This window comes from Aeromonas sp. 3P (genome assembly GCF_051919745.1).
In the GTDB taxonomy this organism is placed as follows: domain Bacteria; phylum Pseudomonadota; class Gammaproteobacteria; order Enterobacterales; family Aeromonadaceae; genus Aeromonas; species Aeromonas veronii.
This window is the reverse complement of sequence record NZ_JBQBED010000001.1, coordinates 4,503,247-4,519,976: the sequence shown is the minus strand read 5'-3', so window position 1 is coordinate 4,519,976 and position 16,730 is coordinate 4,503,247. Positions and strand designations below refer to the sequence as shown.

General features: G+C 60.0%; 13 protein-coding genes. 10 read left to right on the top strand and 3 right to left on the bottom strand.

Going from position 1 to position 16,730, the window contains the following annotated elements; all coding sequences use genetic code 11:
- The first annotated feature begins 70 nt into the window (after nt 1-70).
- From ACTG19_RS21075 to tyrA, 10 genes are all read left to right on the top strand, one after another.
- Entirely contained in the window at nt 71-469 is a 399-nt protein-coding gene (locus tag ACTG19_RS21075) for a YcfL family protein (protein ID WP_005334038.1), read from the top strand.
- Complete coding sequence (gene lpoB / locus ACTG19_RS21070) at nt 469-1,065, top strand: penicillin-binding protein activator LpoB (protein ID WP_439989535.1); 597 nt, start codon at nt 469-471, stop codon at nt 1,063-1,065. Before ACTG19_RS21075 ends, lpoB begins: the two co-directional genes overlap by 1 nt.
- A gap of 10 nt (nt 1,066-1,075) precedes the next feature.
- Nucleotides 1,076-1,900: a phosphotransferase gene (locus ACTG19_RS21065; RefSeq protein ID WP_237672026.1), complete on the top strand. Its 825-nt coding sequence runs from the start codon at nt 1,076-1,078 to the stop codon at nt 1,898-1,900.
- 3 nt (nt 1,901-1,903) lie between these two features.
- The gene (locus ACTG19_RS21060) at nt 1,904-2,761 is read left to right on the top strand and encodes a DUF6279 family lipoprotein (RefSeq protein WP_113739220.1); all 858 of its coding nucleotides are present in this window, start codon (nt 1,904-1,906) and stop codon (nt 2,759-2,761) included.
- A gap of 94 nt (nt 2,762-2,855) precedes the next feature.
- Entirely contained in the window at nt 2,856-3,290 is a 435-nt protein-coding gene (locus ACTG19_RS21055; RefSeq protein WP_005334044.1) for a hypothetical protein, read from the top strand.
- A 158-nt stretch (nt 3,291-3,448) separates the two neighbouring features.
- Nucleotides 3,449-5,251: a protein translocase subunit SecD gene (gene secD, locus ACTG19_RS21050; RefSeq protein ID WP_113739219.1), complete on the top strand. Its 1,803-nt coding sequence runs from the start codon at nt 3,449-3,451 to the stop codon at nt 5,249-5,251.
- A 156-nt stretch (nt 5,252-5,407) separates the two neighbouring features.
- Nucleotides 5,408-6,325 (top strand): protein translocase subunit SecF, encoded by a 918-nt coding sequence (gene secF / locus ACTG19_RS21045; protein ID WP_005334046.1) that lies wholly within the window; start codon nt 5,408-5,410, stop codon nt 6,323-6,325.
- 282 nt (nt 6,326-6,607) lie between these two features.
- Nucleotides 6,608-7,909, top strand: a complete 1,302-nt coding sequence (glgC, locus tag ACTG19_RS21040; protein ID WP_005334047.1) for a glucose-1-phosphate adenylyltransferase — start codon at nt 6,608-6,610, stop codon at nt 7,907-7,909.
- A gap of 409 nt (nt 7,910-8,318) precedes the next feature.
- A complete protein-coding gene (locus ACTG19_RS21035) occupies nt 8,319-9,392 on the top strand; it encodes a 3-deoxy-7-phosphoheptulonate synthase (protein ID WP_113739218.1) in 1,074 nt (357 codons plus the stop codon).
- A 135-nt stretch (nt 9,393-9,527) separates the two neighbouring features.
- Nucleotides 9,528-10,655 carry a bifunctional chorismate mutase/prephenate dehydrogenase gene (gene tyrA, locus ACTG19_RS21030; RefSeq protein ID WP_113739217.1) on the top strand — a complete coding sequence of 376 codons (1,128 nt, stop codon included), beginning with the start codon at nt 9,528-9,530 and terminating at the stop codon, nt 10,653-10,655.
- A gap of 160 nt (nt 10,656-10,815) precedes the next feature.
- Here tyrA and ACTG19_RS21025 read toward each other — a convergent pair whose 3' ends face one another.
- The 3 genes from ACTG19_RS21025 to carA all read right to left on the bottom strand — a co-directional run bounded on the left by ACTG19_RS21025 (nt 10,816) and on the right by carA (nt 16,649).
- Nucleotides 10,816-11,967: a DUF1615 domain-containing protein gene (locus tag ACTG19_RS21025; protein ID WP_113739216.1), complete on the bottom strand. Its 1,152-nt coding sequence runs from the start codon at nt 11,965-11,967 to the stop codon at nt 10,816-10,818.
- A gap of 300 nt (nt 11,968-12,267) precedes the next feature.
- Entirely contained in the window at nt 12,268-15,492 is a 3,225-nt protein-coding gene (gene carB / locus ACTG19_RS21020; RefSeq protein WP_113739215.1) for a carbamoyl-phosphate synthase large subunit, read from the bottom strand.
- Between the two features lie 20 nt (nt 15,493-15,512).
- Nucleotides 15,513-16,649, bottom strand: coding sequence for a glutamine-hydrolyzing carbamoyl-phosphate synthase small subunit (gene carA / locus ACTG19_RS21015; protein WP_236380891.1), 1,137 nt, complete (start codon nt 16,647-16,649; stop codon nt 15,513-15,515).
- Nucleotides 16,650-16,730: the final 81 nt, after the last annotated feature.

Here is a 16,730-nt window from a genome sequence, read left to right as displayed (position 1 = left end):
AGAGATGAGCAAGACAATTAACCGGGCAGGCTCACACGCGGCCCCACTCACCCCGATTAAGGAGAGCAAGATGAAAGCATACGGGTTGGCCCTCGGGCTCGCGCTGCTGCTGACCGGCTGTGCCACCAACACCTCCGGCGTGGCGCTCTATGGCCCGGCGGGCGGTGCACCCACGCTGGAGCAGCATCAAAACGTCAACGTCACCCTGACCGAGCTGAGCCGCCGCCAGCAAAATGGCCTGCTGCAGGTCAATGTGGCCGCCGCCAGCACCCAGCGCGGCGATAACAAGCTGCAATATATCTTCTATTGGTATGATGAGGCCGGTCAGGAGGTCGCCAGCGATGGCCGCGGCTGGACCCCCATCAAGCTGCATGGCTATCAGACCCGCACCCTCTCGGCCCTGGCGCCCAGCCCGGCGGCGCAGGGTTACCGGATTTACGTACGCGAAGTGATTGAGGAATCCTACTGATGAAAATGAATCATGCCCTGCTGATATTGACCTCTGCATTGCTCTTGGGCGGCTGCTCCAGCACCACCGTCAGCTATGGCGATCCCACTGAAACTGAAACCGTCACCGTCGATTACGGCTCAAGCGATCTGCAGGCCATCGCCGACAAAATGGCAGACTCCATGCTCGCCTCCCCTGCCACCAGCGAGATCACCGCAGGCAGTCGTCCGGTGATGTTTATGGACTCTATCCGCAACAAGACCTCCGAGCACATCGATACCGAAGCGATCACCGATACCATCCGCACCAAATTGCTGCGGGCCGGCAAGTTCCGCTTCGTCGACATGAGCAAGGTGGCCGCCGTCAAGCAGCAGCTCGAATACCAGCAGAGCAGCGGCATGGTGGATCCAGCCTCCATGGTGCGTCTGGGCAAGCAGACCGGTGCCCGCTACATGGTCTATGGCAATCTCGCCAGCATCGTCAAAGACAATGGCAAGGTGAAGGATGTCTACTACCAGATGACCATGAACCTGATGGATCTGCAAAACGGCGAACTGCTGTGGGCTGACCAGAAAGAGATCCGCAAACAGGCGAAGAAATCCACCTTTGGCTGGTAACAGGCTCCTGGTGACAGGCAACTGTGATCCGCTACTGGCCAGCCTACCCGCCCCCTGGCGGGAGGGGCTGCTGGAACCACTCGGGTTAGGTCTGACCAACTGCAACTATCGACTGCGCCTCCCCTCGGGGCGCAGTTACTTTTTGCGTCAGGGCCACTCCGACCCGGTGCGCCTTGGCATCGACCGTCCCACCGAGTGGCAGCTTTATCAGGGAGCGATGGCAGAAGGGTTGACGCTGCCTTGCCACTATGGCGATCCCGCCAGCGGTCTGATGCTGCTCGAATGGTGCGATGAGCCAAACTGGGTGCACGCGGCACCACCGGAAGCCGATCAGCCCCGTCTGCTGGCTGAGGTGCTGCGCAAGCTCCATCGCCTGCCGCTGCCTGCGGTAGTGATGGCGGTGCGAGCCCACGCGGCGGGCTATCGCGCCCGACTGGCCCGCATTCCCTCCTGGCTGCCCGCCCTGGAGCGGAGCTTGCTCGCCAGCAGTGAGCCAAATGATTGCTGGCGCCCTTGCCACCATGATCTCAATCCGGCTAACTTGTTGGGAAGCAAACCCTGGGTCATCGACTGGGAGTATGGCGCGGCAGGTCACCCCGGCTTTGAGCTCGCCAGCATCCAGCGCACCCATGAGTGGCCCGCCGAGCGGCGCGACGAGCTGGAAGCGCACTATCTGCAGGCCCTGCCGCGCCACCAGTGGCCCGATTTTCAGAGCGAGGCATTTTTACCCTGGGTCGACTATATCGGCCTGCTCTGGGCCCTGCTGATGGCAGAGCAGCAGCCCTCACTCGACTATGACACCCTGATCGCCATCAACCGGCAACGACTGGAGTAACAGATGATAAACAAGGTGCGCTGGCACAAGCCGAAAACCTGGGGTCTGCTGCTGATCGGCCTGCTGCTGACCGGCTGCTCCACCCGGGTGATCTACTACTGGCTCGATACCGCCATCATCTGGCAACTGGATGACTACTTTGCCCTCTCTTACTCCCAAAAGGATTTGCTCAGCCGCGAAGTGAAGGGGCTGATGGCCTGGCATCGCCAGCACGAGCTGCCGCGCTACGCCAAGGATCTCGACGCACTGGCCAAGGCGGTGGCCAGCCCCATGACGCCGGAGCAGATCTCGACCAACCTAGATGCGGTGCAGCAGAGCCTGACCCGCACGCTGGAAAACACTATCCCCCGCGCGGTCAGGCTGGCGCGCACCCTGACCGATGAGCAGGTGGCCCACTTTATGACCGATCGTATCAAGCGGCAACAGGAGCGGCAAAAGGACTTTGCCACTGAGCCCAAAGAGCAGATGCTGGCGGAGTTTCGCGACAAGATGAACAAGCGACTCGAGTTCTGGATTGGCGAGGTGAAACCGGCACAGGCGCCACTGGTGGCCCAGTGGGCCGAATGGCAATACGAGCTCATGCCCCCCTGGCTCGAGTTTCAGGAGTCCTGGATCCAGGAGCTGGACAGGCTGATGAAGCAGCGCCAGAGTCCCGACTTTACCCGCGAGCTGACTGACCTGCTGGCCGAGGGGGATGGGCTGATGGATGGCCGCTTTACCGGCTATACCGAGCAGTCGCGCCAACGTACCGTCAACTGGCTGAGCGCCATGAGCCAGTCGCTGGATATCTCCCAGCGGGCCCATCTCTACTCCCTGCTCAAGGGCTACGCCCGCGACTTCAAGCAGATGAGCGGCAGCTGACAAACGGCGCCGAATGGTACCTTACGCCCGAGCAACCTTGTTCAAACCGGGCGCTTATGGTAGTTTGCCCTTCCTATTTATCGGGAATTAACTTTTGCGCCTTATCGACAAAGTAAAACTGGTGCTGGTAACTCTGGTTATCGCCCTCACCCTGCTTTGTTCCATCGCCCGAATGGAAGGCCCGCTGCTACCCGCATCTCCCCAGAGTGAACAGCAGCAGACTCAGGTGTTCAATCAGCTTAGCGACAGCGATGATGGCATCATCAAGTTTGTCGGCAGCCATCAGAATCACCTGCTGCGTCTCGAACAATCCCTGCGCAGTGACAACCAGCCCAAGAGTGTGGTCTACGAGCTGATCCAGAGCTGGTCGGCCCAGGCCATCCTGCTGTTGCTGCTCGGCTGGCTAATGCTGGCACCCGAGCTCTATCACAAACAGAGTTTTCGCGATCGCTTTGGCGCGATCCACCGACGCCATCTACAGCGCCAACATCTGCAATACCGCTTCACCCAGAGCTATCTGAGCGCCTGACCCCGGAGGGGCTGGCACATCCACTGTTTGCTCATCTCCTCTTCCTGACGGATCCGGCGGCTGCCTGATCCGCATCTGATGCATCCCATTTTTTGCGCCTTGCCGAGCCTTGTTGCTATCGGCCCGGGCACCATTCTCCTGACAGAGGCTTGTTTGCCATGAGAAAGAGCAATCGCACCGTTCTCAACCGCATGAGCAAGTGGCAGTACGCACTACTGCTGTTGATGCTGTTGACCTTTACCTTTTACTCCCTGCCCACCTTTTTCGGTGAGCAGCCCTCCCTCGGCCTGCACGGACAGCAGCGCCTGACCGCTCAACAACAGATGCTGCTGAGTGACAAACACCTGACCCCGCTCAAGGTCCTTGAGCAACCTGAGCGGGTCGAGCTGGTCTTTGCCAGTCAGGGCGAGCAGCAGCGAGCCAAGCAGTTGCTGGAGCAGCAAGGGGTCGACAGTGCCGCCCTGACCCTGGAGTTTCACTCCAATGCGCCGGCCTGGATCACCCGCCTCGGCGCCGACCCCATCAAGCTGGGGCTCGACCTGCGCGGCGGCTCCCAACTGCTGATCGGGGTGGACGTGGACTTTGTCATCGACAATCAGACCAAGAATCTGGTGGACACCCTGCGCACCCGCTTCCGCGAAGCCAATCTGCGCGGCGCCAGCGTCACGCGCACGGCACAGGGCGCCGTAGCCGTCACCCTGCCGGAGGTGGCCGAACAGGATAGCTGGCTCTCTATCATCAAAGAGAGTGCCGGTACCCGTCAGGATCAGTGGAAGCTGACCCGCTCCGGCAATGATCTGAAACTGGTGCTGAGCGATGCTGAGCGCACCCTGCTGGTCAACAACGCCGTGACCCAGAACCTGTCGATCCTGAAAAAACGGATCAACGAACTCGGCATCGTCGAGGCCTCGGTGGTGCGTCAGGGTCAGGATGGCATCCGTATCGAACTGCCCGGAGTACACAACCCCAAACAGGCGAAAGAGGTGATCGGCGCCACCGCCTCGCTGGCCTTCTACGAGGCCAAAGCCGACAGCCATTTCTATATCGCCGATCGCAACGGTCAGGCCGTCGGCATGGCGCGCAAGCCGGTACTCACCGGCGAGCACATCGTCGATGCCCGCGCCAACATGGGCGAAATGGGTCAACCCCAGGTCAATATCGTGCTCGACACCCTAGGTGGCAGCAAGATGAACCAGTTCAGCCGCCAGCATGTGGGCAAGCCGATGGCGACAGTCTTCACCGAGTACAAGACCAACGCCCAGGGCAAACTGCGGGCCCAGAGCGAGGTGATCAACGTCGCCACCATCCAGACCGCCCTTGGCAACCAGTTCCGCATCACCGGCATTGGCAGTCTGCCGGAGGCGCAAGAGCTGGCCATGCTGCTGCGCGCCGGTGCCCTCACCGCCCCTCTCAAGATCCTGGAAGAACGCAGTATTGGCCCGACGCTGGGGATGCAGAATATCGAGGCGGGCTTCACCGCGCTGGCCTTCGGCATGGCAGGCATGATGCTGTTCATGATGGCCTGGTACCGCAAATTCGGCTGGGTTGCCATCACGGCGCTGGTCGCCAACCTGTTGATGCAGGTCGGCATGCTGGCGGTGCTGCCGGGCGCCGTGCTGACCCTGCCGGGAATCGCCGGTCTGGTGCTGACGGTGGGCATGGCGGTGGATACCCATGTGCTGATCTTCGAGCGGATCAGGGACCGTCTGCGAGAAGGGGGCTCACTGGCCAACGCCATCGATTTTGGCTATCGCTCCGCCTTCCACACCATTTTCGATGCCAACATCACTACGCTCATCTGCGCTGTAGTGCTCTACTCCATCGGCTCCGGTCCGCTGCAGGGCTTCTCCATCACCCTCATTCTGGGTCTGCTCTCCAGCATGATCACCGGGATCTGGGGGACGCGCGCCATCATCAACCCCCTGTGGGGACGCAGCAGCGAGCGCACGCTGAAGGTGTAACGGGACAGAGACAGTTGTCCCTCTGATGAGCGGCTTTGGCTGCGCCATCGGCCATGGACATGGCCGGAGCGGCCAAAGCAGAACACTATTTCCCGGCGTGTCGCGACACGTCGTGATGGGCCAACAGCCTGGTGCTGGCTGGCCAAGGAGAGAATTATGTTGAGAATGATCGTTGCCATGGGGCTGACCCGTTGGCGTTATATCGGCCTGTGGGCTTCCATCCTGCTGACCGTGGCCAGCGTCGCCATCTTGCTGGTGAACGGCCTCACTCTGGGGCTCGATTTTACCGGCGGGATCCTGCTGGAGTTTCATATCCAGACCCTGAAAGAGGCCCATGAGCTCAATGCCATGCTGGTCTCCCCGCTGGCGGGAGCCGTTGAGCTGAGCTCGGCCGGTATTCCCGGCGAGTGGCTGATCAAGCTGCCCCCCCACGAACTGCCCTGGCCCGCGGCAGATCTCGCCACCATGCTGACCCAACAGCTGGGGATGCCGGTCGAGTTGCTGCGCACCACCATCGTCGGCCCTCAGGTGGGTGCAGAACTGTTCCAGCAGGGGATGCTGGCGGTACTGGTCGCTTCGCTGGCGATGTCGGCCTATCTGGCGTTTCGTTTCGAGTGGCGTCAGGCCATCGGCATCCTGCTCTCGGTGGTCCATGACGCTATCGTGGCGCTGGGGCTGCTGTCACTCTTTCAGATCGAATTCGATCTGAACATCATCGCCGGTTTGATGGCGGTGATCGGCTACTCCCTCAACGACAGCATCGTCATCTCGGACAGGCTGCGGGATTTGCTGAGCTCGCGTACCCAGATGGGCATCCACGAATGCTCCGATGTGGCCATCAAGGCGACCTTCAGTCGCACCATGATCACCTCGGGCACCACCCTGTTTACCGTGGGCGCTCTGTTGCTGTTTGGCGGTGACGCCCTCTACGGCTTCTCCTTCACCCTGTTTGCCGGGATCCTGGTGGGCACCGTCTCCTCCATTACCGTCGCCTCGACCGTGCAGGAGCTGCTTGGGCTCACCCCGCAGGCCTACCAGAAGAAGAGCGAGGAGCCACTGGCCAACGCAGCCTGAACCTTGTTAATCAGACCCGGCTCACCGGGTCTCAACAAACCGGGCCCCTGCCAACCATTGGCAGGGGCTTTTTCATCCCTCCTCTCTCGCCGCCCATTTTGTCGTTCGGCTCGCCTCAATTGACAACTGACCATATTGAAAGCAATGACGGATCAACCCGTCATTTTTAATAACAAAAAGGTCATTTTATTACGTCAGAAACCATAAAATGTGACTGAAAGCACTTTCTTGAGGGCTCAAAGGAGGCAACATTGTAGTGATTTATCTACAAAGGGATATGAGATGTTGTTACAACCTGCCAATACAGCAAAATCCAGACAGTTGCTGAACGAGACCATGGCTTTGGTACTCGCAGGAGGGCGGGGTAGTCGCCTCAAACAGTTAACCGACAACCGTGCAAAACCTGCCGTTCATTTCGGCGGCAAATTCCGCATCATCGATTTCGTGCTCTCCAACTGCATCAACTCCGGCATCCGTCGGGTCGGTGTCGTGACCCAGTACAAATCCCACAGCCTGTTGCGCCACCTCCAATCGGGCTGGTCTTTCCTGCGCTACCAGATGAACGAGTTTATCGATCTGCTCCCTGCCCAGCAGCGGGTAGATGAGGTGAACTGGTATCGGGGTACCGCCGATGCGGTCTACCAGAATCTGGATATCATCCGCGATCACGCCCCCAAATATGTGGTGGTGCTGGCAGGCGATCACATCTACAAGATGGATTACGCCGCCATGCTGCTCGACCACGTCAATATGGGCGCCAAGGTGACCGTTGCCTGCATCGAGGTGCCACGCAGTGAAGCAAGCGCCTTCGGGGTAATGGCGGTGGATGATGATCGCAAGATCAATGCCTTCGTCGAAAAGCCCGCCAACCCGCCCGCCATGCCGGGCAAGGCCGACACCGCGCTGGCCTCCATGGGCGTCTATATCTTCGATGCCGAGTATCTCTATCAGTTGCTGGAAGAGGACATTGCCAACGAGCAGTCCCATCACGATTTCGGCATGGACGTGATCCCCCGCGTGGTGAAAGAGGGCACCGCATTCGCTCACCCGTTTGGCATGTCCTGTGTCGGCTGCTGTCCGGATCGCCGCCCCTACTGGCGCGATGTGGGCACCGTGGACTCCTTCTGGGAGGCCAATATGGATCTCGCTTCCGTCACGCCTGAGCTGGATATCTACGATCAGGACTGGCCCATCTGGACCAGTCAGAACATGACTCCTCCCGCCAAGTTCGTGCAGGACCGAAACGGCCAGCACGGCATGACCATCAACTCCATGTTTGCCGGGGGCACCATCGTCAGTGGCTCTTTCATCCTGAGTTCGGTGCTCTTTACCAATGTGCGGGTCGACTCCTTCTGCACTCTGGATCAGGCCGTTATCTTCCCGGGTGTGGAGATTGGTGCCGGTTGCCGACTGCGCCGGGTGGTGATCGACAAGGGGTGCAAACTGCCGGAAGGCACGGTGATCGGTGAAAACGCCGATGAAGATGCACGTCGCTTCCACCGCTCCGAGCAGGGCATAGTGCTGGTCACCCAGGGGATGCTCACTCGCCTGAACAAAGAGCTGCAGGGAAAACAAAAGCGCTGATCCGCAGCCAGACGGGATCCCCCTTCCTACCGTAAAGGGAGCCATGATGGCTCCCTCTTTCTATGGCTGACCAGATAGCCACCTCACACCATCATTGCCATCGCGTTGCAGTCTCCCAGAGATACCATTTACTGTGGGTAAACAGCTGGACAATGCAACCTTTACGCCCACAAACCGTAAACATTAAATTACACAAAAACCATCACCCCTCCGAAAAATCCTCTGTATTATTCCTGTTCGCGCTATATAGCAGCTCCTTTATCTGACTTTTTAGCGGTAAACCCGCTAGTTTCACTTGATTGTTTGTTTTTCCTTGGTAAGGTGAGGGCGGCTGCGTAACAAAGCAGGTACCAACGTAAACATATCGGTACAATCGCTTTTAGCTTAATACAGTAGAGAGAATGAAATCATGCAAAGAGACCCCCTGAACAACATCCATATCCAGTCCGAACAAGTGATGATCACGCCTACCCAGCTCAAGGAGAAGTTACCCATCTCCGACAAGGCGCTGGCATTCGTGCAAGGGGCCCGCAATACCATCGCCGATATCATTCACCGCCGCGATCACCGGCTGCTGGTGATCTGTGGTCCCTGCTCCATCCACAACATGGACGCCGCCAAAGAGTACGCAACCAGACTCAAAGCGCTGCATGATGCCTATCAGGACTCTCTCTACATTGTCATGCGGGTCTACTTTGAGAAGCCGCGCACCACAGTCGGCTGGAAAGGCTTTATCAACGACCCCAATCTGGATGGCACCTTCGATGTGGAGCTGGGGCTGAACCGTGCCCGCGAGCTGCTCTGCTGGCTGGCGGAGCTGGAGTTGCCGCTGGCCACCGAAGCGCTCGACCCCATCAGCCCGCAATACCTGGCCGAGCTCTTCTCCTGGTCAGCCATCGGCGCCCGCACCACCGAATCCCAGACCCACAGGGAGATGGCGTCAGGTCTCTCCATGCCGGTCGGCTTCAAGAACGGCACCGACGGCAACCTGGGGACTGCCATTAATGCGTTGCAGGCGGCCTCCTCCCCTCACGCCTTTATGGGGATCAACCAGCAGGGCCAGGTTGCTCTGCTGCAGACCCAGGGCAACCCGGATGGCCACGTGATCCTGCGCGGCGGCAAACATCCCAACTATGACTCGGTCAACGTGTCGCTGGCGGAAGAGGCGCTGGAGAAAGCGGGCCTGCTGCCGAGCCTTGTGGTGGATTGCAGCCACGGCAACTCCAGCAAGGATCACCGTTTGCAGCCCAAGGTGGCCGACAACGTCATCCACCAGATCCAGGAGGGCAACCGCTCCATCATCGGGGTGATGCTCGAATCCAACCTGTTCGAGGGAAACCAGTCCAGCGAGCAGCCTAAGGAGCAGATGCGCTACGGGGTCTCCATCACAGATGCCTGCATCGACTGGGACACCACCGCCACCCTGCTGGCCCGCTGCCACAACCAGCTGGCTGACCCCCTCAAGGGCAGAACTGCACGGTAAGCCGTGGTATCTTGGCGTAACCTATTGAACAATCGAGGTATCACTGCTGGTGGCATCAAGCCGCTCACGCCGTGATACCTTGTTGCATCTTGAATTTCAGGGCGCCGCCGCTCGCGGCGCCAGCAGGGACTGGATATGGCTGAAGAGTTGAATGTACTCAGGGACAAGATAGATGCGGTGGACAAGCAGCTGATCGATCTGCTGGCCGCCCGTCTGGCCCTGGTGGGAGAAGTGGGTGAGGTAAAGAGCCGCCACGGCCTGCCCATCTATGCACCGGACAGGGAGGCGAGCATGCTGGCCCGCCGCCGCGCCGAGGCCGAGCAGTTGGGAGTGCCCGGCGATCTCATCGAAGACGTGCTGCGCCGGGTGATGCGTGAATCTTATGCCAGCGAGAAAGATACCGGCTTCAAATGCATAAAGCCGGATCTTGGCAAGGTGGTCATCATCGGTGGTCAGGGCCAGCTTGGCCGCTTGTTCGGCCATATGTTCAGCCTCTCAGGCTATCGGGTCGAGACGCTGGAACAAGCCGACTGGCCGCGCGCTGACGAGATCCTCGCCGGAGCCGGTCTGGTGATGGTGGCGGTGCCCATCGATATCACCTGCCAGATCATCGACCGCCTCGGCAACCTGCACGCCCACAGCCTGCTGGTGGATGTCACCAGCGTGAAGGCGGCGCCGCTCGAACATATGCTGGCGGTGCACCAAGGGCCGGTACTGGGACTACACCCCATGTTCGGGCCGGATGTGGCGAGTCTCGCCAAGCAGGTGATCGTCTGCTGCCAGGGTCGTGACCCCGCCGCCAGCCAATGGCTGCTGGATCAGATGACCATCTGGGGCGCCCGCTTGCAACAGGTGGAAGCCAAGGCCCACGATGAGGCGATGACCCTCATTCAGGCGCTGCGTCACTTCGCCACCTTTGCCTATGGCTGGCACCTCTCCCGGGAGCAGGCCAATCTGGATCGCCTGCTGAGTTTGAGCTCCCCCATCTACCGGCTGGAGCTCGCCATGGTGGGGCGGCTGTTCGCTCAGGATCCCCACCTCTATGCCGACATCATTTTGTCGTCACCGCAGAATCTGGCGATGATCCGTCGCTACTACCAAAACTTCGGTGAAGCGCTGGGGCTGCTGGAACGAGGGGACAGGGACGGTTTCATCGATGCCTTCTCGCAAGTCTCCGGTTTCTTCGGCGAGCATGCCGACCAGTTCCTGCGTGAAAGCCGCATGCTACTGGCCCAGGCCAACGACCGCCGCCAACACGGCTGATCCTGCAAAAGTAGTAACAACTCATGCCACTCGGAAGGAGCCGCCACCGTTCATGACTGGATGGGAGCCAAAGATCTCCATTGGAAGGGGCGATTAAGCATGCGGGTTGTCATTAACAATGGCAACCCGCTTTGCAACTAGTCTCGCAGCAAACCCAGTCTTACCGAATCGTCGCCATCTGCCGCACGCAGCGTTGTTCTCGGTCATCCACCCGCTTGGCAAACCAGGCGGTTGTAAGGTTTCGGGTGATTTTCGGGCTCTTTAGCTGAATGCCGGGCAGGATGGCGCGGGGCAGTCGCTTGCCCGCTTGCTTGTCGGCCAGGGTAAAGATGCGATGGTAGAGATCGGTCTCGGCAAATTCGGCGGTATCCCCTTTACGCAGGCTCTGGTGGATCGCCTGCTTGCTCATATTGACCCGGTTGGCGAGGGTGTAGACGGCAAGCTCGGTATTGCCCGGCAGATCCGAGTCATAGCGGATCAGATCCCCGTCCAGCGCCAGAGTTTTGCCACTCAAACGGCTGACGGCGGCTTGAAAAGCGGCATTGCGACTGGCGTACCAGCCGGCGTTGAAATCGGCAAAGCGGTAGAGGGTATCCGGGTAGTCGGCGGGATAACCGAAGATATGTTTGGTGCCAAACCAGATGCCGCCGCGACGGGTAAAGACTTCGTGGCGGATGGAATCCTTGATTGGATAGGGGTAGCCACGGGCGTTGGCCTCGGCAAAGGCGATGCTCACCTGCATCGGGCCACCAGTATGCACCGGGTTGAGGTTGCCAAACAGCGTCTTGCCCATCGGCAGCATGCTGATCATGTCTTCGAAAATTTCGCTCATCTCCCGCTCGGTTCGCAACTTGTCGATCCGCTCGGCATAGCTCTTGCCGGTGGGCGAGTTGATGGAGAGCGCGGCCCGCACCATAAATTCGGGGATCAGCAGCTTGGCGGCCCGTGAGTTGATCTCTTTCCAGGCGATCTTGCCAAGGCCCGGCACCACTGGGTCGGCCTGATAAGTGGCTTCCTGCTCCGCCACCGCCAGCACGCTACAGACATTGTGATCATTGACCGTCACCCCCTGGGTGGTGAGCGCCGTCACCACGTCGTTGGCCCACCCCTGTTTGTCCGGCACCTGACGGGGCAAGAAGCGCACGATGCGGCTCTTCATATCCGCCGGTTTGCGCGGCTGCATGGCAGGCGGCGTTTTGGGGTTGCTCACGCTCGCCTCTTTGGTGGGAGCGGAGGCGGGATCACTGGCACAACCGGCCAGCAACAAGGCTGAGCAGAAGGCAAGAAGACGACAGGAAGGCAAAGCGGTCATAAGCATGTCCATTTTTGTTGGCCCTACAGGCTGCGCCGCTGGCACTGCACTGACAAGCAAAGTGGGGCCATTGTAGAGGATTGCCTGCCGCAGTTGAAACCCGCACTCGCAGCATCCCCTCCCCTTGCCAGCTTTTACCACCCCACGCGCCATCCGTTGTCTGCGATGCGGAACTCATGACCTTCCTCAATGGCTCACCCGCCCCGAACCGAACGCTTAGCGACAGATAAAAAGAAACCCCCGCCATCGCTGGCGGGGGTTGGTCGTCTGGCAAGTCGGGCTGATGCCCGCTGCAAACTCTTAGCGGTTTTTCACCTTCTGGTGCAGCTCCTGCACCGAGTTGACATTGGCGGTGGCATCCACGCTGATGGCCATGCAGGTGGCAAACGCCTCGTTCATGGTGGTGGTATACGCCACCTTGTTCTGCAAGGCGGCGCGACGCAACTGCTTGGAGTCCTGGATCGCCACCCGCCCTTCGGCGGTGTTGACGATGTAGGTGTACTCGCCATTCTTGATGCGGTCGAGAATGTGCGGGCGACCTTCGTGCACCTTGTTGACCAGGCGCGGGTTGATGCTCGCCTCACCCAGCGCGACCGCGGTGCCGTGAGTGGCATCCAGCTCGTAGCCCAGCTCCAGCAGCTTGGCAGCCAAGTCAACCACCTGCGCCTTGTCGCTGTGACGCACTGACAAGAGGGCACGACCCTCTTTCGGTACGGCGTGGTTGGCACCCAGCTGCGCCTTGGCATAGGCCTCGGCAAAGCTGCTGCCCACCCCCATAACCTCACCGGTAGAGCGCATCTCCGGCCCCAGCAGCGGGTCAACCCCCGGGAACTTGGCAAACGGCAGTACCACCTCTTTCACCGAGTAGTAGGGCGGGATGATCTCTTTGGTAAAGCCCTGCTCTTTCAGGCTCTGACCGGCCATCACGCGGGCGGCAATCTTGGCCAGCGGGGCACCGGTCGCCTTGGAGACAAACGGCACGGTACGGGCGGCGCGCGGGTTCACCTCGATGAGGTAGATGTCATCGCCCTTGACCGCGAACTGCACGTTCATCAGGCCGATAACGCCGAGCTCCAGCGCCAGCTTGCGCACCTGCTCGCGGATCTCGTCCTGAATCTTCTTGGACAAGGTATAGGGAGGCAGGGAGCAACCGGAGTCACCGGAGTGGATACCGGCCTGCTCGATGTGCTCCATGATGCCGCCGATGACTACATCGGTGCCGTCGCAGATGGCATCCACGTCCAGCTCGGTCGCATCGTCCAGGAAGCGGTCCAGCAGCACCGGCGATTCGTTAGAGACGCTCACCGCCTCGGCGAAGTAGCGACGCAGATCCTGCTCGTCATAGACGATTTCCATGGCGCGGCCACCCAATACGTAGGAGGGGCGAACCACCAGCGGGTAGGTGATACGCTCGGCCAGCAGCACCGCCTGCTCCAGCGCGGTGACGGTGCCGTTTTCCGGCTGCTTGAGGCCGAGACGCTCGACAGCAGACTGGAAGCGCTCGCGGTCTTCGGCGCGGTCGATGGCATCCGGGCTGGTACCGATAATCGGCACGCCGTTGGCTTCCAGTGCACGGGCCAGTTTCAGCGGGGTCTGGCCACCGTACTGAACAATGACACCCTTGGGTTTTTCGATGCGCACGATTTCCAGCACATCTTCCAGGGTCACCGGCTCGAAGTAGAGACGATCCGAGGTGTCGTAATCTGTGGAGACGGTCTCCGGGTTGCAGTTGACCATGATGGTCTCGTAACCGTCTTCGCGCAGGGCCAGCGCTGCGTGCACGCAGCAGTAGTCGAACTCGATACCCTGACCGATACGGTTCGGGCCGCCACCGATGATCATGATCTTGTCGCGGTTGCTCGGGGCCGCTTCGCACTCCTCGTCATAGCTGGAGTACATGTAGGCGGTGTTGGTGGCGAACTCGGCGGCGCAGGTATCGACCCGCTTGTAGACCGGGAAGATGTTGTGGCGGGCACGCAGTTTGCGCACTTCCCCTTCGGCCACACCGAGGATCTTGGCCAGACGGGCATCGGCAAAGCCTTTGCGCTTCAGGGCACGCAGGAAGTCGGCATCGAGACCGGCCATGCCGCGCTCTTTCACCTCTTCTTCCAGCTTCACCAGATCTTCAATCTGCACCAGGAACCAGGGGTCAATCTTGGTCAGCTTGAAGATACCGTCCATGGAGAGACCGGCGCGGAACGCATCGGCGATGTAGAAGATACGGTCGCTACCGGCGTCCTGCAGCTCGTGACGGATGCGGGTCAGGGAGTCCGGCGCATTGAGGTCAACCATGGGGTCGAAGCCGGTTTTGCCGGTTTCGAGGCTGCGCAGCGCCTTGTGCAGGGACTCCTGGAAGTTGCGGCCGATGGCCATCACTTCACCGACCGACTTCATCTGGGTCGTCAGACGGTCGTTGGCACCGGCGAATTTTTCGAAGTTGAAGCGCGGCACCTTGGTGACCACGTAGTCGATGGCCGGCTCGAAGGAGGCCGGAGTGCGACCGCCGGTGATGTCGTTCATCAGCTCGTCGAGGGTGTAACCGATGGCGAGCTTGGCAGCAATCTTGGCGATGGGGAAACCGGTCGCCTTGGAGGCCAGCGCAGAGGAGCGCGACACCCGCGGGTTCATCTCGATGATGACCATGCGGCCATCTTTCGGGTTGATACCGAACTGGACGTTGGAGCCGCCGGTCTCGACGCCGATCTCGCGCAGCACCGCCATGGAGGCGTTGCGCATCAGCTGGTACTCCTTGTCGGTCAGCGTCTGGGCTGGCGCGACCGTGATGGAGTCACCGGTGTGGATACCCATGGGGTCGAAGTTTTCGATGGCGCAGACGATGATGCAGTTGTCGTTGCGATCCCGCACCACTTCCATCTCGTACTCTTTCCAGCCGATCAGCGACTCGTCGATGAGCAGCTCTTTGGTCGGCGACAAGTCCAGACCGCGCTCGCAGATCTCGACGAACTCTTCGGTGTTGTAGGCGATGCCGCCACCCGAGCCGCCCATGGTAAAGGAGGGACGGATGATGCAGGGGAAGCCGACCATCTGCTGCACGCCCCACGCCTCTTCCATGTTGTGGGCGATGCCGGCACGCGGGCACTCGAGGCCAATGCTGCGCATCGCCTTGTCAAAACGGGAGCGGTCTTCGGCCTTGTCGATGGCGTCGGCGGTGGCACCGATCATCTCGACACCGAACTCGGCCAGCACGCCATGCTTCTCCAGCGCCAGTGCGCAGTTAAGCGCAGTCTGGCCGCCCATGGTGGGCAGGATGGCGTCCGGGCGCTCTTTCTTGATGATTTCGCGCACCACTTCCCAGGTGATGGGCTCGATGTAGGTGGCGTCTGCCATCTCCGGGTCGGTCATGATGGTGGCCGGATTGGAGTTGACCAGAATGACGCGGTAGCCCTCCTCGCGCAGGGCTTTGCACGCCTGGGCGCCAGAGTAGTCAAATTCGCAGGCTTGGCCGATGACGATGGGGCCGGCGCCGAGGATCAGGATGCTCTGAAGGTCATTACGTTTTGGCATGAAACTCTTTCCTCTATTTCTTAGGCGCGATACTGCTTAATCAATTCAATAAAGTGGTCAAAAAGACCGGCACAATCGTGCGGGCCCGGGCTCGCTTCGGGGTGCCCCTGGAAGCTGAAGGCCGGACGGTCGGTGCGATGGATACCTTGCAGGGAACCATCGAACAGGGAGACGTGGGTGGCGCGCAGGCAATCCGGCAGGCTGTTCTCATCTACCGCAAAACCGTGGTTCTGGGCGGTGATCATGACGGTGTTGTCATCGAGGCTCTTAACCGGATGGTTGGCGCCGTGGTGGCCAAACTTCATCTTGACGGTCTTGGCGCCGGAGGCCAGACCCAGCAGCTGGTGTCCCAGACAGATGCCGAACACCGGCGTGTTGGTATTAAGGAAAGCCTTGATGGCCTCGATGGCGTAGTCGCACGGCTCGGGATCGCCGGGGCCGTTGGAGAGGAAGATGCCATCCGGGTTCATCGCCAGTACCTCGGCGGCCGGAGTCTTGGCCGGTACCACGGTCAGGCGGCAGCCACGGTCAACCAGCATCCGCAGGATGTTGCGCTTGACGCCAAAGTCATAGGCCACTACGTGGTACTTCAGCTGGTCGGCATCCGGGGTGACGTGCCCCTTGCCAAGCTGCCAGCACCCTTCGGTCCAGTTGTACGCTTCACCAACTGTCACCTCTTTGGCCAAGTCCATCCCCTTCAGACCGGGGAAGGCGCGGGCCTGTTCGAGAGCATATGCTTCATCGACCTGTTTCCCGGCCAGAATGCAGCCAGCCTGAGCGCCTTTCTCGCGCAGGATGCGGGTCAGTTTGCGGGTGTCGATGTCGGCGATGCCAACGATGTTGTGAGACTTGAGGTATTCGGAGAGGGATTGCTGATTGCGGAAATTGGAGGCAAGTATCGGAAGGTCCCGAATGATCAATCCCTGAGCATGGATCTGACTGGACTCTTCATCTTCGCTGTTGGTGCCGGTGTTGCCTATATGGGGGTAAGTGAGGGTGACTATCTGACGGGAATAAGAGGGATCGGTGAGGATTTCCTGATAGCCCGTCATCGACGTATTGAAAACCACTTCACCAACGGAACATCCCTCGGCGCCTATCGACACGCCTTTGAACACAGTTCCATCTTCCAGCACTAGCAATGCAGTGTGATTCAAGACAACCTCCAGTTATTTAGCTTTAAATTCAGCAATTTACCTGGGTGTTGCGGGCTCGGTTCCGGTCTTGGACAGGACTCG

Bases quoted from the DNA above. Each gene is read 5' to 3' on its own strand.
- lpoB (WP_439989535.1), top strand. From the start codon at position 469: ATGAAAATGAATCATGCCCTGCTGATATTGACCTCTGCATTGCTCTTG.
- ACTG19_RS21060 (WP_113739220.1), top strand. From the start codon at position 1,904: ATGATAAACAAGGTGCGCTGGCACAAGCCGAAAACCTGGGGTCTGCTG.
- tyrA (WP_113739217.1), top strand. From the start codon at position 9,528: ATGGCTGAAGAGTTGAATGTACTCAGGGACAAGATAGATGCGGTGGAC.
- carB (WP_113739215.1), bottom strand. From the start codon at position 15,492: ATGCCAAAACGTAATGACCTTCAGAGCATCCTGATCCTCGGCGCCGGC.
- ACTG19_RS21025 (WP_113739216.1), bottom strand. From the start codon at position 11,967: ATGACCGCTTTGCCTTCCTGTCGTCTTCTTGCCTTCTGCTCAGCCTTG.
- secF (WP_005334046.1), top strand. From the start codon at position 5,408: ATGTTGAGAATGATCGTTGCCATGGGGCTGACCCGTTGGCGTTATATC.
- ACTG19_RS21075 (WP_005334038.1), top strand. From the start codon at position 71: ATGAAAGCATACGGGTTGGCCCTCGGGCTCGCGCTGCTGCTGACCGGC.
- secD (WP_113739219.1), top strand. From the start codon at position 3,449: ATGAGAAAGAGCAATCGCACCGTTCTCAACCGCATGAGCAAGTGGCAG.
- glgC (WP_005334047.1), top strand. From the start codon at position 6,608: ATGTTGTTACAACCTGCCAATACAGCAAAATCCAGACAGTTGCTGAAC.
- ACTG19_RS21035 (WP_113739218.1), top strand. From the start codon at position 8,319: ATGCAAAGAGACCCCCTGAACAACATCCATATCCAGTCCGAACAAGTG.